This window comes from Bacillus cereus G9842, assembly GCF_000021305.1.
GTDB classification, from domain to species: domain Bacteria; phylum Bacillota; class Bacilli; order Bacillales; family Bacillaceae_G; genus Bacillus_A; species Bacillus_A thuringiensis_S.
On sequence record NC_011772.1, the window covers coordinates 468993 to 490987 of the forward strand.

Consider the following 21995-nt stretch of genomic DNA (forward strand, 5'->3'; position numbering starts at 1 on the left):
ATATGTTATTATGGTTATGTAAATAGAAAGCGTTTTCTAAGGCGTACTTATAATGATAACGATTTCATAAATTGAATTAGGGGGAATTAAAATGTTGCAGTTTTTACAACGTATTGGTAAAGCTTTAATGCTTCCGATCGCAGTACTACCAGCAGCAGGATTATTGCTTCGTCTAGGACAAGAAGACGTATTAAACATTCCTGTTATGGCACAGGCCGGTGCAGCAATTTTTGATAATTTAGCACTTATTTTTGCAATTGGTGTTGCAATCGGCTTATCTGTTGACGGTAGTGGTGCAGCTGGTCTTGCAGGTGCAATTGGTTATTTAGTTATGAAGAATACAACTAATGCTTTAAGTGTTACTTACTCAACAGCAGAATTAAATGATAAATTAAAAAGTGTTCAAGATTTAGTCGGTTCAGTAGATCCAACTAAATTAGCAGATACGATGAATAAAGTTTCTAAAGCAGCAGCTTTGACACCAAAAATAAATATGGCTATACTCGGTGGTATTATTGCCGGGGTTATCGCTGGATTACTATACAACAAATTCCATAAGATTAAACTACCAGAATGGTTAGGATTCTTCGCTGGAAAACGTTTCGTACCGATCATTACGTCTATTGTAATGCTTCTTTTAGGATTATTATTTGGTCAAATTTGGCCAACAATCCAAACTGGTATTGATGCAGTGTCACACGGTATTGTAAACCTAGGTTCAATCGGTGCAGGGTTATTCGGATTATTAAACCGTTTATTAATTCCAATCGGTTTACATCACGTAATGAACACTTATTTCTGGTTTGTACTTGGTGACTTTACAAATGCAGCTGGTGATCTTGTTCATGGTGATATTGCTCGTTTCTTTGCAAAAGATCCATCAGCAGGTATGTTTATGACTGGTTTCTTCCCAGTTATGATGTTTGGTTTACCAGCAGCGTGTTTCGCAATGATTGCGGCTGCTAAACCAGAAAAACGCAAAGCAGTTACTGGTATGTTAGCTGGTTTAGCATTAACTTCATTCTTAACTGGTATTACAGAGCCAATCGAATTCTCATTCATGTTCTTATCACCAGTATTATATGGTGTGCATGCAGTATTAACAGGTCTTTCTTTATTCATAACAACATCACTTGGCATTCGTGATGGTTTCACATTTAGCGCAGGTGCTATTGATTATGTTATTAACTTTGGTATTGCAACAAAACCTGTATTATTAGCAGGTATCGGTTTAATTTATGCAGCAATTTACTTTGCAGTATTCTACTTCTTAATTAAGAAGTTCAACTTAAAAACTCCAGGTCGTGAAGATGACGATGAGTTAGTTGAAGATGTGGATGCACCAGTTGCAGGTTCAATTGGTGAAACTTACGTAGCAGCTCTAGGTGGAAAAGAAAACTTAACAGTTATTGATAACTGTGCAACACGTCTACGCTTACAAGTAAAAGATGCTAGTCAAGTAAACGAAGCAGCATTAAAACGTGCCGGTGCAAAAGGCGTTATGAAATTAAGTGACACAAGTGTACAAGTTATCGTAGGTACAAATGTTGAATCTGTTGCCGATGATATGAAAAAACACGTATAAATAATGAGATAAGAGGATGTCCAAAAAGATTGATAACATCAATTTTTTACAGGATATCCTCTTTTTTTTTTTTATAATTTAAAGGGAATCTTACTTTTGTAAATTTTCTTTTTCTTTTTTGTACATATGGGTTGGTAATATCTGCAGTGCGTGATAAAGTAGGGATGATATAGAATGGATTATCCATAATCTACTAAAATAAATCTTTAGTAGAGGAATTAAATTATTGGTGAGTAAGGGGAAAAAAGCAATTATGGATCAGGAAAAAAATAATGCGAATGGGAAAGCACATCGGCCGATTGTATACATAAAAAGGACAATCATTCTCGTCTTACTATTATCACTTGTATATTTCATGTATACAAAAATTGTTGAGCATAATAAGAAAGAAGAAACTTTAAAAGCGGCAGCAGAAATGAAGAAACAAGAAGAGCTAAAAAAGAAAGAAGAAGAAAAAAAGAAGCAAGAAGAACAAAAACAAAAACAAAAAGAGCAGGAAGAACAAGTGAAGCAAGCGCAAGCTGCGGAACAGCCTACTGAAGGACCACCTCAAGAAATTAATGAAAACGCTCAATTGGACCAGTATTTACAAAACGCAGGATTTAGCGGGACAGCTGTTATTGTGAAGAACGGAAAAGTTCTTCTGAATAAAGGGTACGGTATGGCAAATAAAGAGCAGCAAGTACCCAATAATTCAGAGACGACTTTTTATATTGGTTCTATTTCAAAGGCGTTTGTAGCAACCGCTATTATGCAGTTGAAAGATCAAAAAAAATTACAAGTAGAAGATACTGTTGCGAAGTATATTCCAGATTTTCCACAAGGTAATAGTATTCAGCTAAAACATCTATTAACACATACATCAGGGATTCCAGAATATGAGCAGGGAAAAGAAGATATTTCTCATGAAGAACTGATAAAGCGAATAGGAAATCAAAAGCGTATTGGTGGTCCAGGAGAGAAGTGGAAGTATTCCGATTCGAACTACTCTATACTTGCATACATTGCCGAGAAGGTAAGTGGACAGCCGCTCGAAGAATATATTAAACAACATATTTTTGCTACCGTGGGTATGAAACATTCTGGTTTTGGCACAGAATTAGAACAAACAAGATTCCCATCAACGGGTTATAAAATAGTAAATAACAATATGACAACACCTAATATTCCGAGCATGTCACAACTATATGGTTGTGGTGATATATATACGAGTGCACATGATTTATATTTATTTAACGAAGCACTCTTCTCTGGAAAGTTAATTTCAAAAGAGAGCTATGATCAAATGTTTACAGGCGGAAAAAAAGATTACGGATTTGGATGGTACGTAGACCCAGGAAGTTATTCGAATCACGGTGTAATGCCAGGATGGAATTGCTTAAATGGATTTAGTAAAAGCGGAAGTGTGTATGTCGTTTTATTATCTAACATCCAAAACAACATTAAATCGTTTGGTAAAGTGAATAACGACATTTATACAATGTTGCGGAATATTGAAGTGTAAGAAACTATCCTTTTGGATAGTTTTTTTTATGCCCTTAAACAAATATTTCTTTTAGAAAATGTATGCCTTACCTATCACAAAAATACCTGTTTTGTATACATTAAGATGTATGGATGTAAAATTTTGTAATCTAAAAATAATAGGAGGAGAAGTGTATGTGTCTGTTCGGAAAATATTGGCATAAGTTATCAAGATTATTTAATAGACAATTAGGCTATTTTTTAGATGACAAATTATTGCCTGCTGTGGAACGACTTTTATTTTCGCAAAACTTTGCAAGGTTTATTCAAAGAAACTCTAAGCAAGCTACGGAAGAATTTATAAAATCAAGTCAATTTCAATCTATTATTTGTAATATTTTAAAAGAATGCAATACATCACCTTTTAAAGAAATTGCAAAGCAGTATTTAGGTAAAAACGTAGAAATTACGGTGACGGTTGGACAATTAACAGGCGTTATTGTAGCAGTTGGTGATGATTTCTTAACATTGCAAGAAGGAATAGGAACTGAAGTTTTATTACCATTTACAAGCATTATATCAATTAAAGAAGTGTAAGAAAGGAGAGTTATATATGTTATTTACTGATGAATTACGTAACCATGTTGGTGAGCTAGTGCAAGTTGTGACAGCTGTAGAAATTGTTACAGGCATTCTTTTATCTGTGACAGATGGGGCGATAATTGTGCGTACTTCTCCTTCTTATGGACCACCGGAAGATGTAATTGTGCGTACTCCTATTATTGCTTATGTTCGATTGGAAGGGTAAGCGTGATACAAGTATGAGAGTATCAGTTGTTATTCCAGCGCACAATGAAGCGAGTACTTTATCGCAAGTTTTAGTAGAAGTGGAGAAGCTCGAGCCTTACGAAATTATCGTGGTAGATAATGGGTCAACAGATGGGACGAAAAAAATAGCGTTACAACATCATTGTCACATGATTTATTATAAACATTCTCTTGGCAATGATGTTGGACGGGCTATTGGAGCTAGAGAAGCAAAAGGTGAAATTGTCTTGTTTTTAGATGGTGATATTGTTATTGATAGTAAAGAGTTACAACGTTTCGTGAAAGGGATTCAACAAGGGCATCAAATTGTTGTGAATAATTTAACATGGTCGGTTTATTTAAAGATGAGACCACATTATACGACAGTTGGAAAGTTCATGTTGAATCGTTATTTGAATAAAAAGGAGCTTGTTGTTGGATCTTTAATCGCAATTCCACATGCGATGAACAGGAAAGTTATCGAGAAACTTGGGTGGTGGAATTTAGCAGATCCAGCACTATTTCAAGCGATGGCGATGTCTAGAGGAGTAGATATTGTTGATACGGCTTCGGTCGATGTAATTCACACAAATAAGGTTCGTCCTGTGCATACGGGAACATCACCTGGTTCTCCTTATCCGAAAGCGACTAGCCGTATTATGGGTGATCATTTACGTGCTTTACAATACGTAATCGAAACATATGGTAAACGCGGCGGTTTTTCGGAGGGAAACAGGGATAGAGAGTTTATAGGGAACTATAAACCCGTTGTATTAAAGAAGGAAAAAGCGAAATATAGTGCGATTATACCAGTGTCAGAAGAAAAAATGACGATAAGATCTGTTATACAAGAAGTGAAAAAAGCAGGGGTAGATGAAATTATTGTTGTCGCGAATGGCGCAGATTTTGAGACTGTTAAACACGCAAAGCTAGAAAATGTTATTGTTGTTGAATTTACGAAGGCGCTTGGACATAACGTAGCACGAGCGATAGGTGCCATGCATGCTACGGCAGATATTTGTTTATTCGTTGATGGTGATTTTGTTATTCCAGCAAAAAAACTCACTCCATTTTTGCAAGCTGTTGAAGATGGAAGTGACGTGGTTTTAAATGATTTACAATGCTTATTAGATATGTTTCATCCTGCAGATCCAATTAGTATGGGGAAATATTTTGTGAATTTAGTAGCGAAAAGACCGGATTTATGGAATAACTCATTAACGGCAGTACCACATGCTATGCATAAAAGGGTAATAGAGAAAATAGGATATGACTCGCTTGTTATTCCGCCATTAGCCCAAATGAAAGCTATTTTGGAGGTTTTTTCTATTACAGCAGTAGAATTTGTAGATGTTATAAAAACCAATCGGGTACGCCCGGAGCAACATGGGTTTGTAAATGGACGTATTCCGGCATTTGACCGTATTTTCGGTGATCAACTTGAGGCGATTGCTTATCTATTACAATATACAGACGAACGTGGGAGTTTTACGGATGGAGATCGCGATAGAGACATTATTCAACAATTGAGAAAGGAAGAAAAGAATACAGATGAATGCTAGTAGTAAAGTAGCTATTATTGGATTAGGGTATGTTGGTCTTCCTTTAGCAGTCCATTTTGCAGAAAGAGGATATACCGTACTAGGATTAGATAAAGATACTAGAAAAATAGAATCGATTATAAAAGGAGAAAGTTATATTCCAGATGTTTCTTCTAAAGTGTTACAAAGTTTATTGACTAATAATAAATTAATAGTAAATACACCAGATAAAGGTATTACTGATTTCCAAAATAGTGATTATGTTATTGTTACTGTTCCAACTCCAATTAATGAACGAAGAGAACCAGATTTAAGTGCCCTCATTTCAGCTTCGCATTATATACAACAAAATCTCCAAAAAGGACAAACCTTCATTTTTGAAAGTTCCACATACCCAGGCACACTTGAGGAAGTTATTATTCCTATTATTTCTCAAGCCGGCAAAAAGGTAGGAGAAGATTTCTATATCGGATATTCTCCTGAGAGAATTGATCCAGCAAATAGTCAATATTCAGTTCAAGCTATTCCAAAAGTTATTAGTGGACAAACAGAAAAGTGCAAACAAAAAGTACAGGATTTATATAGTAGCATTTTTGACGTAGTTGTACCTGTTAGCTCTCCGAAAGTAGCAGAGATGTGTAAGCTATTTGAAAATATTCAGCGCTTAGTTAACATTTCTTTAGTAAATGAGTTAAACACACTATGTGAAAGTTTAGGGATTGATTTTTATGAGGTTATTGAAGCGGCATCTACAAAACCGTTTGGATTTACTCCGTATTGGCCAGGACCAGGGATAGGGGGGCACTGTATTCCCGTAGATCCTTTATATTTTCAATGGAGAATAAAAAAGAATGGGGCAATTAGTCAATTAATTGAGGCGGCACATGCAATTAATGAAGAAATGCCAGAGAAAATTGTCCGGAAAGTAAAGGGCATGGTGCAATCACCCGGACTAGTTTTAATTGTAGGAATCGCGTATAAGAAAGATGTAAATGATTTGAGGGAATCACCGGCTTTGCCAATTATTCAATTACTAATAAAAGAAGGATACAAGATAAAATACCATGATTCATATATTTCTTCTGCAGAAATTGGAGATAAGGTGTATCAATCCGTTGCCTTGGATGAACAAACAGTTAAAGAGGCAGGTTGTATTTTAATTTTAACTGATCATTCTAATATCGATTGGAAGCTTTTTAAAGGAATGAACCGAGTAATAGATACAAGGGGAATTATAAAGAAGGTGAGTGTATGAGTAAGAAATGTTTAATTACAGGTGGGGCCGGATTTATTGGATCTCATTTAGCTGAAGAGTTGGTGAGAAGGGGTTATGAAGTCACGATTGTGGATAACTTCTATAAAGGGAAAAATAAGTATCATAATGAGCTAATGAGAGAGATGCGGGTTATTCCAATAAGTGTTTTAGACAAAAATTCTATTTATGAGTTAGTAAATCAACATGATGTAGTGTTTCATTTAGCAGCAATTTTAGGTGTTAAAACGACAATGGAAAAAAGTATAGAGCTCATTGAAACGAATTTTGATGGAACGAGAAACATTTTACAAGCAGCATTAAAAGGAAAGAAGAAAGTAGTTTTTGCATCTACTTCCGAAGTATATGGCAAGGGCAAACCGCCTTTCTCAGAAGAAGGGGACCGATTGTACGGGGCAACTTCTAAAATACGTTGGAGTTATGCAGTGTGTAAAACATTAGAAGAAACATTATGTTTAGGCTACGCATTAGAAGGTTTACCGGTAACAATTGTTCGTTATTTTAATATTTATGGTCCAAGAGCGAAAGATGGTCCGTATGCAGGGGTAATCCCACGATTTATCAGTGCGGCCCTGCAAGGAGAAGATATTCTCGTATATGGAGATGGAAAGCAGACACGTTGCTTTACGTATGTAAGTGATGCGGTAGAGGCAACGATTCGAGCAATGGATGAGAAGGTAAATGGTGAGATTATTAATATAGGTTCCGAGAACGAAAAGAGTATAAAAGAAGTAGCAGAAACAATTAAAAAACTAACGAAATCTTCTTCAAAAATTATACAAGTTCCTTTTGAGGAAGTATATCCACATGGCTTTGAAGAAATTCCAAATAGAAGGCCGAACGTAACGAAGTTAAGAGAGCTTGTTCAATTTCAAGCGACAGTAACGTGGGAACAAGGATTGAAAGAAACTATTAAGTGGTTTCATGAAGAAAACAATGGCTAAGTCGCTATCAGTTATTATTCCTGCAAGTAATGAAGTGGATACAATTTCAGACGTTATTCAATCGGTAAAACCGTTAAATCCAGTAGAGATTATTGTAATAGCAAATGGTTGTAATGATGGTACAGAAGAGGTTGCTAATCGGTTAGGATGTAAAGTAATCAGGCATACAGAACTATTAGGAAACGATGTTGGACGTGCAGTTGGCGCAAAATATGCGATAGGTGATGTATTACTATTTATAGATGGGGACTTTGCTATTCCAACTTCAAAATTACAATTGTTTCTTAATCCGATTTTACATGATCAGACTGACATCGTTTTAAATAATTTGGACGCATTGTTTTTAAAGAAACAAAAACCCCATTCTGTTACAGTGTGGCGTCAAATATTAAATGCAATGTTAGAGCGTGAAGAATTAAAAATAGATTCTTTATTATCTGTACCTCATGCGTTGACGAAAGAAGTCGTCCAGAGTATTGGATACGAATGTTTAGTTAATCCTATTGTAGCTCATTTACGTATAGCACAAAGTAAATGGAGAATTAGCCGTCATTGTGCTATTGATGTTATTACACCGAATAAATTTCGACCGGTTGAACATGCTGCATATGGCACGAGCCTTTCTCAATCTGAAAGAAGAATGATAGGTGATCATATAGAAGCTGTTGCGGAACGGATAGTAAGCAGTGATACACGCGGGGGATATTATGATGGAAATAGGAAAAGGAATAGCGTCTATCATACTTTAAATTTCGAAGATTTTTATCAAGGATGGGGCGTTACATCCAATTTGTATAAAGGAAAGCAACTATCGGTTGTTATTCCTGTACAAGATGAAGAGAAAACAATTGGAAACGTTATAGAAGAGCTTCGTAAAATTGAACCTTTTGAAATCATCGTCGTCGTAAATGGTTCGTCAGATAAAACAGCAACGATTGCAAAAGACAAGGGCGCAACGACAATTGTATATAAAGAAGCCCTTGGAAACGATGTAGGGCGTTCACTTGGAACTTATTTTGCAAAAGGAGAAATTGTGTTATTTATAGATGGTGATTTTGTTATTCCAGCTAGGGAGCTATATCCTTTTGCAAAAGCTATTGCAGATGGAAAGGACGTCGCATTAAATGATTTAAATCATTATTTAGATCTAAGAGTACCACTTCATCTTGTAACTGCGTTTAAGTATGCACTAAATTTAGCTTGTGATAGAAAGGATTTAGGGGTAGGATCACTTATTGCGGTACCTAATGCATTTAGCCACAAGTGTTTGAAAGCAATTGGGTATAAATCTTTATTGTCACCTTGTGTAGCACAAGTGAAGGCTCTTCTTTCTGGATTTGAAATTGCGTGTGTATATCGTGTTGAGGTTGATAAGATGAACCGTATTCGTCCCAGTGAACATTTTGCAAAAATAGGTCATCCTCCAGCTGTACTTCGAATTATAGGTGATCATATAGAGGGACTAGAGCAAATAATTGCATTAACAGACAATCGTGGCGGATTCTATGATGGCAATAGAAAAAGAGATGTTTTATAGAAGTAACAAAAAAGTGTACAACATGTGTACACTTTTTTGTTCTGTTATAAAAACTATAACAGATTAGGAGATAAGAGTATTACAGCTCTACAATGGGTATTGTTCTTATATTACAAAATAGGACTCGTATATAATAATACCAAAAAAATACAATTAAGGAAAGGGTTAATTTTAAAGACTTTTAAATGAAGTTACCACTATATATATAGTGGTTTGCTCAACTTTTCACAAACATGTCACAACTATTTCGTTCACTTTCTTAAAAAAGTAGTATTCTAAGTGTGTAAGCTGTTATATAAAAAATCTTAGTCCTGTACTAATCAAAAATGGAGGAGATTAGGATGACTCAAGTATTAGAAAATGTTAAAAACGCATGGGAAAACTTTAAAGGTGAAAAATGGAAAGCAGAGATTGATGTTCGCGATTTCATTTTAAATAATGTAAACGTTTTCGAAGGAGACGAATCTTTCTTAGCAGAAGCAACTGAAGCAACGAAACAACTTTGGGATCAAGTAATGGATTTAACAACAAAAGAACGTGAAAACGGTGGCGTTCTTGATATGGATACAAAAATTGTTTCTTCTATTACATCACATGACCCAGGATACTTAAATAAAGATATTGAAAAGGTAGTCGGTTTCCAAACTGATAAACCATTTAAACGTTCTTTACAACCATATGGTGGTATTCGTATGGCGGAGCAAGCTTGTGAATCTTATGGATACGAAATGGACAAAGAACTTAGTCGTATTTTTAGAGATTGGAGAAAAACTCATAACCAAGGTGTATTCGATGCATATACACCAGAAATGAGAAATGCACGTAAATCAGGCGTTATTACTGGTCTTCCAGATGCATACGGTCGTGGACGCATTATCGGTGACTATCGACGCGTAGCATTATATGGTATTGATCATTTAATTGAAGCGAAAAAAGCTGATTTAAATTTAACTGGCGGTGTAATGAGCGAAGATACAATGCGTTTACGCGAAGAATTATCTGAGCAAATGCGTGCACTTCAAGAACTAAAACAAATGGCTGCTTCTCATGGTTTCGATATTTCTAAACCAGCAACAAATGCACAAGAAGCGTTCCAATGGTTATACTTCGCATATCTTGCGGCGATTAAAGAGCAAAACGGAGCTGCAATGAGTCTTGGACGTACTTCTACATTCTTAGATATTTACATTGAAAGAGATTTAGCAAATGGTACTTTAACAGAAGAAGAAGTACAAGAAATTGTAGATCACTTCATTATGAAATTACGTCTTGTGAAATTCGCAAGAACACCTGATTATAATGAATTATTCTCTGGTGACCCAACTTGGGTAACTGAATCTATCGGTGGTATTGCATTAGATGGTCGTCCATTAGTAACAAAGAACTCATTCCGTTTCTTGCATACATTAGATAATTTAGGACCAGCTCCAGAACCGAATTTAACAGTTCTTTGGTCTAAACAATTACCAGAGAACTTTAAAAACTACTGTGCGAAAATGTCCATCAAAACATCAGCAATTCAATATGAAAATGATGACATTATGCGTGCTGATTACGGCGATGATTACGGAATTGCTTGTTGTGTATCTGCAATGAGAATCGGTAAGCAAATGCAGTTCTTCGGAGCTCGTGCAAACTTAGCGAAAGCATTATTATATGCGATTAACGGTGGTAAAGATGAAAAATCAAAAGCACAAGTTGGTCCTGAGTACGCACCAATTACTTCTGAAGTATTAAATTACGAAGAAGTTATGCATAAGTTTGATATGACAATGGAATGGTTAGCGGGTCTATATTTAAACACACTAAATGTTATCCATTACATGCATGATAAATATAGCTATGAACGTATTGAAATGGCACTTCATGATACGAATGTTCTTCGTACAATGGCAACAGGTATCGCGGGTCTATCTGTAGTAGCAGACTCATTAAGTGCAATTAAATACGCACAAGTAAAACCAATCCGTGATGAAAACGGTATTGCAGTGGACTTCGAAATTGAAGGAGACTTCCCTAAATACGGTAACAATGATGATCGTGTAGATGAAATCGCTGTAAATCTCGTGAAAACATTTATGAATAAACTTCGTAAACATAAAACATATCGTAATTCCGTTCATACAATGTCAATTTTAACTATTACATCTAACGTTGTATACGGTAAGAAAACTGGTAACACTCCAGATGGACGCCGTACTGGAGAACCATTTGCACCAGGTGCAAATCCAATGCACGGACGTGATACAAAAGGTGCATTAGCTTCATTATTATCTGTAGCTAAATTACCATATGAAGATGCACAAGATGGTATTTCTAATACATTCTCTATTATTCCAAAAGCACTTGGTAAAGAAGATGATGTACAAGTACGTAACTTAGTATCTATGCTTGATGGCTATGCAGTAAAAGAAGGCCATCACTTAAATATTAACGTATTTAATCGTGAAACATTAATGGATGCAATGGAACATCCTGAGAAATATCCACAATTAACAATTCGCGTATCTGGTTACGCTGTAAACTTTATTAAATTAACTCGTGAACAACAAATTGATGTAATTAACCGTACAATGCATGAAAGCATGTAAATGAAAAAAGTGTCCCTTCGCTCTTAATATATAGCGAAGGGAGGCTGTTTCAATAAAGGAGGAAGTAACATGGTAAAAGGAAGAATACATTCTGTAGAGTCTTGTGGTACTGTTGATGGCCCAGGGATTCGTTATGTCATATTTACACAAGGGTGTTTATTACGTTGTCAATATTGTCATAATGCTGATACTTGGGAAATCGGTAAAGGTAAAGAAATAACAGTTGAAGAAGTGATGCAGGATGTGACATGTTATCTTCCATTTATTGAAGCCTCCGGAGGCGGTATAACAGTTAGCGGTGGAGAGCCATTATTACAGCTAGACTTTTTAATTGAGTTGTTTAAAAAGTGTAAAGAGGCTGGTATCCATACAACAATCGACTCTTCTGGTGGTTGTTATTCTGAGGAACCAGAATTCCAAAGTAAGCTAGATATTTTAATGGATTATACAGATTTAGTTTTATTGGATTTGAAACATATCGATTCCAAAAAGCATCGTAAATTAACAGGGAAACCAAATGAACATATTTTACAATTCGCTCGTTATTTATCGAATAAGGATAAACCGATTTGGGTACGACACGTATTAGTTCCTGGTGTTACGGATAATGAAGAGGATCTACAAAAACTATCTAGCTTTATTCAAAGTCTGTCTAATGTTCAAAAAGTTGAAGTGTTACCATATCACAAGCTTGGTGTATATAAATGGGAGGCGCTTGGACATAAGTATCCACTCGCAAATGTAGAACCACCTACTGAGAAAAATGTAGAACATGCTAAACATATTTTACAAGCGGTCTAATCCAAATATTGGATTAGGCTTTTTGCTTTCTTTACAATAAAATCTAGAGTATATATTGATAAAAGAGTATACTGAAAGTAGAATATCCATAATTTTGTACGGAATAAGTGGAGAAATTTACATAATTGTAAAGGGAAATCAAAATAGTAAAAAGAATTAAGAAGTAAAAGAGTGAGTATCATGGAATAGAGAACATTTGTAAGTTATTGCGAAAGCTCTTATAGGAAAGTATAATGTAAAGATATGAGCACAGATAGGATTAAGGGGTCAATCTTATATGCTTTGCATATCCACGACAGGTACATAGCTGAAAAGGGAATTATTAGAATCTGTTTATGTAATTTTTAAGGAAAATGTTTTTCCTATTGTCGTATATGCAATATGGAGAAACAAAAAGCTAGGAGTGGATTTGTTTGATAAAAAACCCCAAGGTTTTAATATTAACTGCACATTACGGTAATGGTCATGTGCAAGTAGCAAAAACATTAGAACAAACATTTCGCCAAAAAGGAATTGAAGATGTTATTGTATGCGACTTGTTTGGAGAATCACATCCATTTATAACTGACATTACAAAATATTTATATTTAAAAAGTTATACAATAGGAAAAGAATTATATCGTTTGTTTTATTACGGGGTAGAAAAAATTTATGATAAGAAAATAGCATCTTGGTATGCGAACTTTGGAAGAAAACGTTTGAAAACACTGTTACAGGTGGAGAAACCAGATATTGTAATTAATACATTTCCAATTATCGCTGTACCAGAATTGAAGAAACAAACAGGGATTTCAATTCCTGTCTATAACGTATTAACTGATTTTTGCGTGCACAAAATATGGATTCATCGAGAAGTAGATCGTTATTTTGTTGCAACGGATCACGTGAAAGAATTGATGGTTGATATCGGTGTACCTGCGGAACAAATTGTTGAAACAGGAATTCCAATTCGGAGTAGTTTTGAGTTAAAGGTAAATCCAGACATCATATATAATAAATATCAGTTATGTAAGAATAAAAAGATTTTACTAATTGTAGCAGGTGCTCATGGGGTATTAGGAAATGTAAAAGAACTATGCCAATCATTTATGTCAGTGCCTAATTTACAAGTAGTTGTCGTTTGTGGGAAAAATGAAGCTTTAAAACAGGATTTATTAAGTTTACAGAATCAAAATTCCGATGCATTAAAAGTGTTTGGGTATGTTGAAAATATTGATGAATTATTCCGAGTTACTTCGTGTATGATTACGAAGCCAGGCGGAATAACATTAAGTGAAGCAGCAGCGTTGCAAGTACCTGTCATTTTATATAAACCTGTTCCAGGACAAGAAAATGAAAATGCGATGTACTTTGAAAAAAAAGGAGCAGCAGTTGTCATTCGCGATGATAGTGAGGTTTTTGCAAAAACAGAGGCATTATTACAAGATGATGTGAAGCTTCTTCAAATGAAAGAAGCAATGAAAAGCATCTATCTTCCAGAGCCAGCTGGTCATATTGTAGATGCAATTTTGGCAGAAAATCATGCAGAACCGCGGCATATACCTATTAAATCACCTGCTCTTGCACAATCTTTTACTTAATATGAAACCCTCTTTGTATATGTAAAGAGGGTTCTTTATTATTTTCAAAGAAAATTCAGCTAGTTATCCACAAAAGGATTGCGCTTTCATTAAACAGTAAAGTCGGAATATTAACAACTATATCCACATTGTCCACAATTTTTAGAAAAATATCCACAATTAAAACAGCTGATATATACTTTAATATAGAAAAATATTAAATGTTTTTGAAAATTAATAACAATTTCGTTGGTTTTGTGGATAAAGTTGTCCACAGCAAAAAGGACCCTTATGTATAAGGGTCCTTTTTGCTTACTTCTATCAGTCGAGAAAATTATGTAATGAAAATGAATAATTAGGGGGGAAACTTCTAATTATTCATTTTCACTTTAAATGCTTTTCGAGCGATATCCTGCTGCACGATCTGCTTTTTGAAATTCTCGTTGATAGAGAACTTCTTGTGTACTAGATAATGTATTTTTTGCTTTATCACGTTTCTTTTTATCCATTACAAATCACCTCGTGTCTTAAAGTTACTATTTATCGTTTCCAAAGACATGAGGGGATATACGCATATGGAAAATGTTAATGATTGATTATCATTTCAGAAAATTTAGATTATGCTTCTTTTAATTGATGAGCATCTTGGAAGGTTGTATCTCGCATTGTAGCAAGTGTGTATTGATCTTTTGGAATTTCATATAAGTTATATACTTCTTCGTTTGCGTTAATTTCATCATATACGGCTTTTCTTGTTTCGTTTGCTAGATTTACATATTGCAGTTTTTCTGCAGCTTTAATAGAACGAATATTTATTTTACGAATACGCATGAAGATTGTTTCAATATCTAATTCATAGAAAAGTTCACTAAAAAATGAATCTTTTGCTAATTTATTATAGCCTTTTCCATGATATGGTTTGCCGAGCCATGTCCCGAGAAACCCAGCTTTTTCTTGCACATCAAATAAAGTAATTGTTCCGATGGGGTTACCCCATTCATCTAAAATTGTGCGTGAAATTAATTCACCACGCTCTTCAGCTTCAATTGTTTGTTTCGTTAAGAATAAATATTCTTCATAAGAATAAGCCTTTTGACGCACAAAAGGGAAGACAGCTGGATCCACCATTAACTCGTATAGAACGTGGCTGTCGTGTAAGTCGCGTTTTTTCAACATACTAACTCCTCCTCACACGAGGGTAGCATGACGAAAAAACACCCCACCCTCGAAATTTTTATATCAATCTTTAAAAAATTTCGGGGTGGGAATCGAACCCACTAGAACCAGTTTCTAACGCTGGTGGCGCACCATTTGCCTTCCCCATTCATCAATTTGAAAATGATAATCACGACACAAATTGATTATGGTTTCATTCAGTTTATAATCGTATAATACTTTATCTAGTCAAAAAAATAAACTAGTTTTTTTTATTTTTTTTGTAAATTATTTTTCCATCAATCATAGTTAGTACAGGCTTGGCTAAATAATGAAAAGGATGATGAGTCCATAACACGAGATCGGCGTCTTTTCCAACCTCGATACTTCCAATTCTATCCTCTAAACGCAAATTTCGCGCTGGGAATATGGTGATTCCTTCTAGTGCTGTTTTCTCATCTAACCCTTCTCTTACTGCAACAGCAGCACAAATATTTAAATATTGAATGGGTGTATAAGGATGGTCTGTCGTTATAGAAACTTCCACACCATTTTTGGATAATATATGGTAAGTATCCCATGTCTTGTTTTTTAGTTCGATTTTAGAACGGCGTGTCAGAGTGGGACCAACTGAAACCTTCAAATTGTGTTTCGAAAGCTCTTCAACAAGAAAGTGTCCTTCTGTACAATGTTCAATACGTAGATCGAGGTTGAATTCCGTTGCAAAGCGTAGCGCAGAACTAATATCATCTGCTCGGTGAGCGTGGATACGTACGGGTATTTCACGACGTAATGCTTTTAAAATAGGAAGCATTCGAAAATCAGCTTCGTGCCCGTAGTGTTGTGCTTCATAGAATGATTCCCGTAGTAACCCCATAATCCCCATACGTGTTATGGATTCTTTCGTTCCATTACTATGGACCTTTTTAGGATTTTCTCCAAAGGCAATCTTTAAACCAGCAGGTTCTTGAATAATCATATGATCAATACAAGTTCCAGCTGTTTTTATTACACAAGTAGTACCCCCGATAATATTTTGACTACCAGGCATAACGTGAACGGTTGTAATTCCATTTTGCACAGCGTCTTGAAAGGCAATATCGAAAGGGTGGATACCATCTAAAGAACGAATATGTGGTGTTGAAACTTCAGATGTTTCATTGGCATCATTTCCAGCCCAACCAGTACCTTCATCATAGAGACCAAGGTGAGTATGGACATCAATAAAGCCAGGTAAGAGATGGAGTGCCCGTGCATCTATAACGGTCATATCTTGAGTAGGTTGAATAAAAGGTTTGACCTCGGTAATTCGCTCTTCTGTAACGAGTACATCGCCTTGAAACTTTGGAGATGTAATAGGGTATACAATGGCTTGTTTGAGCAATATTTTCATAGGTACCTCATTTCTGTTACTTTATAATGCTAATGGAAGTTAAGGGAAAGTAACTGAAAGGTTATTTGTATGGTAATGCTTCGGATCCTAGAAAATGAAAGTTTTAAAAGGGCCCATGTAAAATTTTGTTTTAGAAGTACTACATTGTATGCGAAAGTATATTTTGTAATGCATGGTCTATTGCCGGAAATGTGTATTGGTATCCATGTTTAATTGCTTTAATAGGTAATACATGTTGCCCTTCTAGTACAAGTATGCTCATCTCACCTAATAAGGCGTGAAGCATAAATGAAGGGACAGGCAGCCAATGTGGTTTTCTCGTTGCGACAGCGATGGTTTTTCCAAATTCCTTCATTCTTATAGGTGTTGGTGCTGTCATATTAAGAGGGCCATCAATTTCTTTTTTGTGTATGATGAAATCCATCATACGAACGACATCGTCTATATGAATCCATGATAACCATTGCTTCCCAGAACCAATGGTGCCGCCGATATAGAATTGATAGGGAAGTAACATCTTTGGCAAGGCTCCGCCATCTGCACCTAATACAACGCCAAATCTTGTGTAAATTGTTCTTATTCCGAGAGAACATGCTTTAGCTGCTTCTTGCTCCCATAAAAATACTGTTTCTGCTAAAAAATCATTTCCGGGAGTTTCTTGTTGCTCAGTAAAAGACTCTATTTCAGATGTTCCGTAGTATCCAATAGCACTTGCATTAATAAATGTATGTGGTTTTGTTTCCATTACTTGTAGTTGTTGAATAAGTCCTTTTGTTGTTTGAATTCTACTGTTTAATATTGTTTCTTTTTGTTTTTTTGTCCATCTACTATTGATAGATTCTCCAGCTAGATTAATGACTACATCGATAGAGGAGAGTGGAAAGGTAGATAAATCTGGTGTCCAGTGTACGTATTGAAGGTTATGGTTTGAGGTTCTAGTAGTTTTCTTTCGAGTAAGAATGTAGACCATATATCCTTTTTGAATAAAAAAAGTAGAGAGGTATTTACCAATAAAACCAGTGCCACCAGAAATTGCGATTTTCATAATCATTTCCTCCTCATTATATATATTCTTGAAAAGAAAAAATGTTCCTCGACTATGTTAAAATAATAGGGAGGTGAGAGTATGGCTGTCATTACAAAAATAGAAGTACAAAAGCGATCGAAAGAACGATTTAATATTTATATTGATAAAGGCCAAGGTGAAGAGTACGGGTTTAGTGTGGATCAAGTAATCTTAATGAAACATGGATTACAAAAAGGCTTAGAAATTGATGAAATAGAGTTAGGAAATATTTTGTACAATGAAGAGGTACAAAAAGCATATTTACAAGCAATCTCCTATTTATCCTATCAAATGAGAACAAAACAAGAAATAGAAGATTTTTTACGAAAAAAAGAAGTGGGACAGGCCATCATCTCTGAAGTCGTTTCGAAATTATTACATGACCGATATATTAATGATAAAGAGTACGCGGTTTTATATACGCGAACGCAAAGTAATGTGAATCGAAAAGGTCCAACTGTTATTAAAAGAGAGTTGTTAAATAAAGGTGTTCAGGATTTAATTATTATGCATAGTTTACAAGAATATCCGAAGGAAAAGCAAATTGAGAATGCCTTGTTTCTCATAGAAAAGAAAAAAAAATCTTATCAAAAGCATTCTTTTTTACAAATGAAGCTAAAGTTGGATGAGATGCTTGTTCGAAAAGGGTATTCTAGAGAAGTAATTCAAATTTGTTTGGAAGAATTGAAAGACGAAAGAGATGACGAAAAGCAACAAGAAGCGTTACACTATCATGGGAATAAGTATTATGAGAAATATAAGAAGTATGATGGATGGACATTTGAAAACAAGATGAAACAAGCGTTATATCGAAAAGGATTCTCTATTGATGAGATAGAGATATTTTTACAAATGAAACGTGAAGAGGGATGAGGGGAATAATGAGATGAATATGCCAAAACGCTACAGTGAAATGACACCACATGAGCTTAGAGAAGAAATTGGGGATTTGAAGGAGCAAGCAATAAAGGCTGAACAGCTTGGAATTGTAAATGAGTTCGATGTATTAATGAGAAAGATGGCAATGGCTCGCGCTTATATGACTGATATAAACAAATTCCATATTGGTGAAACATATGAATTAATAGAAGAACCTGGTATATTATTTAAAATTACTTACTTCAATGGGGTATTCGCTTGGGGTTATAAACAAAATGATAATGAAGAGATTGGAATACCAATTTCCTTATTGCAAGAAAAATAAAAACCAGAGAGCAAATATCTCTCTGGTTTTCATCTTTGGTAGGCGTTAAAGGAGATAGGAGATTCTAAAATTGGCGTTTTTTACATTCGTTGGCCAATATAATGAGAGACTGGGTTTGCTGCGTCTGTCCGTTAACTTGCGCTTTCGCATGTTTCGGACGAGTCCACGTATGGTTAAATAATTCAGAACGACTATCTAAACGATCACGGTAGCTCATCTTTATCACCTCGTGTAGGAAGTTAATTTTTTAGGTTGTAACTGTATTACTCTTCCTGCTGATTTGCAGCACGCATACGTTCTTGTGGGTGCGTGTTAATTGTGCCGTTAGGTCGCTTCGAAGCGAAGCGTGATTTCGCTTTCGGCTGACCGTCGATTTTGCTGTTGTTTTTTGACTCAGACCAAAATTCGGCTTGTTTACCCATTGCGAACGCCCTCCTCATCATCAGTTGATACCTCTTTAAGAAGTATCACTTATAGAATGTGCAAAACAGAAGAAACTATCCTTTAGAAATGAAGGGATAAATAGGGAAAAGGAGATTAGAACATGAATGATATTTATGAAGCATTAACGAAAGAATTATTAGATAAGAATGACAAGCTTTCTTACGGACAAGCACGTGCGTGGGTTGAATTACTTTGGGAAGATTTTCAAACAACTTATGCAAAATCAGGGCGTTATCAAGGTGAGGAAATGACTGAGCAAGTGGTACGATCATGGATTAATAATCATGGTGTACGCCTTCATGAAATGCGTACAAATAATCCGAAGTATAGCCATTTAATTAATCAAGAAGATCATTTGAAACATTAAAAAAAGCGACTTAAGTCGCTTTTTTTAATGTGGAAGTAATTCCAGCTTTTTTCGAAGTTTTTCTTCACTAAAAATCCATCCTGTATAGGAACTAATAATATTTAAATTATGGTCGAGCTGAACAATCGCGACAAATGGATAATAATCTTTACTGCGATACCGTAAATCAATGAATCGTACTTCATAATAATGATCATGATCAAAAATATCCCAGCGATATACAGGAGAGAAAGATAGGAAGGCCGAGATGTTTTCATCTTGTTTAGCTGCTCGCATAATATCATTTTCTGGGAACGGTACCCGATCGAATTTGTCATATATCATGATGTTACCACGGTGCCATCTCGCAACGTAGTAATAATCAGCTGTAACGACTGCTAAATGATAATGATAAAATCGGTAAGAAGGAGAAATGATAATCTTTTCGACATTTTTGAAACGTTTGTGTACAACGCTTCTTATATTTCGGTGCATCATAACCCGTCCGATATAGTAAATAATCATTAATATATATGCTGCTAAGGCTGTGTATCCTTTATGAGAACCGACGAGCATGCAAGCAATTGCAAGTATATGGATAAAGAAAATTACGGTATCAAATGTATTAATCACGCCGAGTGCGACCCATTTTTTTGTGAAAGGCCGTAATGCTTGTGTACCATAGGCGTTAAAAATATCGACAAAGACGTGAAGGAAGACTGCAATAAATGACCAAAGTAGTAGATGAAGATATGGAGCGTCTGAAAAGAAGGCGAAAGAGATGCCACTTATAAGAAATGACCAAAGAATTACCGCGGGAATGGAATGAGTAACTCCGCGATGATTTCTTATATATTTAGCGTTATTACGCAATTTTAAAACTGTGTCAATGTCAGGAATGTTGGAACCAGCAATTGTAGCAAGCATAACAGCTTGTGGGCCAATATCACTTTGTGCTATGGCTGGATCTAATGTTGCTAAGCTACCTAAAGTGATACCCATAACAAGGTGAGTGGCTGTGTCCATAAAAATCCACCTCCGTTTTTTATTAATGTAACTCTTTTTATTCGATACCTCAAGTCCTTTGCCTTCAATTTCCTATGTCATCTTACTTAAATTTTTTCCTAAAATCTTTATAATAGTACTTATATGCAAAAAAATGAGGGGGATCAAGTTTGACACTTGAAATACTAAAAAAATTTAATATAGAGCAGTTTCAAAATGATTTAATTGGTTGGTTTGAAGAGGAGCAGCGCGACTTACCATGGAGAAAAAATAAAGATCCATACCGCGTTTGGGTTTCTGAGATTATGTTACAGCAAACAAGAGTAGAAGCCGTAAAACCATATTACGCAAATTTTATGGGGAAGTTTCCTACACTTGAAGCGTTAGCGAACGCAGATGATGAAGAAGTATTAAAAGCATGGGAAGGTTTAGGATATTATTCTAGAGCACGTAATTTACATGCGGCAGTAAAAGAGGTAAAAGAAGTATACGGCGGGGTTGTACCAAGTGATGTAAAGAAAATTGAAAAGTTAAAAGGAGTCGGACCATATACAAAAGGTGCTATTTTAAGTATTGCATATGGTATACCAGAGCCGGCAGTTGATGGAAATGTTATGCGTGTATTATCTCGCATTTTATCAGTATGGGATGATATTGCAAAACCGAAGACTCGAAAAGTTTTTGAAGAGATTGTGCGTGAAATTATTTCAGTAGAAAACCCATCTTATTTTAATCAGGGATTGATGGAATTAGGTGCACTGATTTGTATTCCTAAAAATCCATCGTGCTTACTTTGTCCTGTACGTGAGCATTGCAGAGGATATGCTGAAGGTGTTCAAAAAGAATTACCAGTAAAAAGTAAAGCGAAAGCTCCTAAAATGGTACCTATTGTTGCAGGAGTACTTCAAACTGAAGACGGTCGTTACGTTATTAATAAACGTCCAAGTACAGGTTTGTTAGCTAATATGTGGGAGTTTCCTAATGCTGAACTTGGAGAAGGTATTCGAAATCAGAAGGAACAGCTTATAGATTATATGAAAGAAAAATTTGAACTCGCGGTTTCTATTGATGAATATGCAATGAATGTACAACATACGTTTACACATCGTACTTGGGATATATTTGTATTTTATGGAAAGGTAACTGGCAATATTGTTGATACAGATACATTGAAATTTGTATCGAAAGAAGCATTTGAGCAATTACCTTTTTCGAAATCGCATCGTACTATTTACGAAAATTGCGTGGAGAAAATTACAATACAATAAATAAAAAAGTGT

Annotated in this window: 22 protein-coding genes and 1 pseudogene; 16 read left to right on the top strand and 7 right to left on the bottom strand. The window is 35.3% G+C overall.

The genetic code is table 11. From position 1 onward, the window contains the following. Positions 1-91: 91 nt before the first annotated feature. The 12 genes and pseudogenes from nagE (at position 92) to BCG9842_RS02405 (ending at position 14123) form a co-directional block, all read left to right on the top strand. Positions 92-1585: an N-acetylglucosamine-specific PTS transporter subunit IIBC gene (nagE, locus tag BCG9842_RS02355; RefSeq protein ID WP_000938888.1), complete on the top strand. Its 1494-nt coding sequence runs from the start codon at positions 92-94 to the stop codon at positions 1583-1585. Positions 1586-1838: 253 nt separating this feature from the next. Then, complete coding sequence (locus BCG9842_RS02360; protein ID WP_000371816.1) at positions 1839-3089, top strand: serine hydrolase domain-containing protein; 1251 nt, start codon at positions 1839-1841, stop codon at positions 3087-3089. 155 nt (positions 3090-3244) lie between these two features. Beyond that, positions 3245-3646 (top strand): hypothetical protein, encoded by a 402-nt coding sequence (locus tag BCG9842_RS02365; protein WP_000335512.1) that lies wholly within the window; start codon positions 3245-3247, stop codon positions 3644-3646. 16 nt (positions 3647-3662) lie between these two features. Next, positions 3663-3857: a hypothetical protein gene (locus BCG9842_RS02370; protein WP_000899475.1), complete on the top strand. Its 195-nt coding sequence runs from the start codon at positions 3663-3665 to the stop codon at positions 3855-3857. Between the two features lie 13 nt (positions 3858-3870). Next, a complete protein-coding gene (locus BCG9842_RS02375) occupies positions 3871-5418 on the top strand; it encodes a glycosyltransferase family 2 protein (protein WP_012614730.1) in 1548 nt (515 codons plus the stop codon). Next, entirely contained in the window at positions 5408-6652 is a 1245-nt protein-coding gene (locus BCG9842_RS02380; protein ID WP_000994268.1) for a nucleotide sugar dehydrogenase, read from the top strand. The genes BCG9842_RS02375 and BCG9842_RS02380 overlap by 11 nt, the downstream gene beginning before the upstream one ends. Continuing rightward, complete coding sequence (locus BCG9842_RS02385) at positions 6649-7614, top strand: NAD-dependent epimerase/dehydratase family protein (RefSeq protein ID WP_000037052.1); 966 nt, start codon at positions 6649-6651, stop codon at positions 7612-7614. The genes BCG9842_RS02380 and BCG9842_RS02385 overlap by 4 nt, the downstream gene beginning before the upstream one ends. Continuing rightward, positions 7607-9151 (top strand): glycosyltransferase family 2 protein, encoded by a 1545-nt coding sequence (locus tag BCG9842_RS02390; protein ID WP_012614731.1) that lies wholly within the window; start codon positions 7607-7609, stop codon positions 9149-9151. Before BCG9842_RS02385 ends, BCG9842_RS02390 begins: the two co-directional genes overlap by 8 nt. Beyond that, positions 9120-9340 (top strand): annotated as a pseudogene (locus BCG9842_RS29135) (hypothetical protein). Before BCG9842_RS02390 ends, BCG9842_RS29135 begins: the two are co-directional and overlap by 32 nt. A 152-nt stretch (positions 9341-9492) precedes the next feature. Beyond that, on the top strand, positions 9493-11742 hold the full coding sequence (pflB, locus tag BCG9842_RS02395) for a formate C-acetyltransferase (protein WP_000195467.1): 2250 nt from the start codon (positions 9493-9495) through the stop codon (positions 11740-11742). A gap of 69 nt (positions 11743-11811) precedes the next feature. Beyond that, positions 11812-12543, top strand: coding sequence for a pyruvate formate-lyase-activating protein (pflA, locus tag BCG9842_RS02400; RefSeq protein WP_000238468.1), 732 nt, complete (start codon positions 11812-11814; stop codon positions 12541-12543). A gap of 413 nt (positions 12544-12956) precedes the next feature. Continuing rightward, the gene (locus BCG9842_RS02405; protein ID WP_000594686.1) at positions 12957-14123 is read left to right on the top strand and encodes a diglucosyl diacylglycerol synthase; all 1167 of its coding nucleotides are present in this window, start codon (positions 12957-12959) and stop codon (positions 14121-14123) included. Positions 14124-14491: 368 nt separating this feature from the next. Here BCG9842_RS02405 and BCG9842_RS02410 read toward each other — a convergent pair whose 3' ends face one another. From BCG9842_RS02410 to BCG9842_RS02425, 4 genes are all read right to left on the bottom strand, one after another. Further along, on the bottom strand, positions 14492-14611 hold the full coding sequence (locus BCG9842_RS02410) for a YfhE family protein (protein WP_000358482.1): 120 nt from the start codon (positions 14609-14611) through the stop codon (positions 14492-14494). 109 nt (positions 14612-14720) lie between these two features. Beyond that, positions 14721-15278 carry a GNAT family N-acetyltransferase gene (locus BCG9842_RS02415; protein ID WP_000914737.1) on the bottom strand — a complete coding sequence of 186 codons (558 nt, stop codon included), beginning with the start codon at positions 15276-15278 and terminating at the stop codon, positions 14721-14723. Between the two features lie 241 nt (positions 15279-15519). Beyond that, positions 15520-16650, bottom strand: coding sequence for an amidohydrolase (locus BCG9842_RS02420; protein WP_000698293.1), 1131 nt, complete (start codon positions 16648-16650; stop codon positions 15520-15522). 139 nt (positions 16651-16789) lie between these two features. After that, positions 16790-17695 (bottom strand): TIGR01777 family oxidoreductase, encoded by a 906-nt coding sequence (locus tag BCG9842_RS02425; RefSeq protein ID WP_000684387.1) that lies wholly within the window; start codon positions 17693-17695, stop codon positions 16790-16792. Positions 17696-17776: 81 nt separating this feature from the next. Between BCG9842_RS02425 and recX the strand changes: the two genes are divergently transcribed. Then, the gene (gene recX / locus BCG9842_RS02430) at positions 17777-18589 is read left to right on the top strand and encodes a recombination regulator RecX (protein ID WP_000268512.1); all 813 of its coding nucleotides are present in this window, start codon (positions 17777-17779) and stop codon (positions 18587-18589) included. Between the two features lie 13 nt (positions 18590-18602). Further along, positions 18603-18920, top strand: a complete 318-nt coding sequence (locus BCG9842_RS02435; RefSeq protein WP_001057028.1) for a YfhH family protein — start codon at positions 18603-18605, stop codon at positions 18918-18920. Positions 18921-18984: 64 nt separating this feature from the next. Here BCG9842_RS02435 and BCG9842_RS02440 read toward each other — a convergent pair whose 3' ends face one another. Together BCG9842_RS02440 and BCG9842_RS02445 are read right to left on the bottom strand one after the other, a co-directional pair. Continuing rightward, positions 18985-19137, bottom strand: coding sequence for a YpzG family protein (locus tag BCG9842_RS02440; protein WP_000122093.1), 153 nt, complete (start codon positions 19135-19137; stop codon positions 18985-18987). A gap of 46 nt (positions 19138-19183) precedes the next feature. After that, the gene (locus BCG9842_RS02445; RefSeq protein WP_000517891.1) at positions 19184-19342 is read right to left on the bottom strand and encodes a small, acid-soluble spore protein K; all 159 of its coding nucleotides are present in this window, start codon (positions 19340-19342) and stop codon (positions 19184-19186) included. Between the two features lie 122 nt (positions 19343-19464). Between BCG9842_RS02445 and BCG9842_RS02450 the strand changes: the two genes are divergently transcribed. Next, positions 19465-19731, top strand: a complete 267-nt coding sequence (locus BCG9842_RS02450) for a YfhJ family protein (RefSeq protein ID WP_000998159.1) — start codon at positions 19465-19467, stop codon at positions 19729-19731. A gap of 24 nt (positions 19732-19755) precedes the next feature. On the opposite strand, the gene BCG9842_RS02455 is transcribed toward BCG9842_RS02450, so the two are convergent. Further along, positions 19756-20736, bottom strand: coding sequence for a metal-dependent hydrolase (locus BCG9842_RS02455; RefSeq protein WP_000379114.1), 981 nt, complete (start codon positions 20734-20736; stop codon positions 19756-19758). Positions 20737-20885: 149 nt separating this feature from the next. Between BCG9842_RS02455 and mutY the strand changes: the two genes are divergently transcribed. Then, positions 20886-21983 (top strand): A/G-specific adenine glycosylase, encoded by a 1098-nt coding sequence (gene mutY / locus BCG9842_RS02460; RefSeq protein ID WP_000171380.1) that lies wholly within the window; start codon positions 20886-20888, stop codon positions 21981-21983. Positions 21984-21995: the final 12 nt, after the last annotated feature.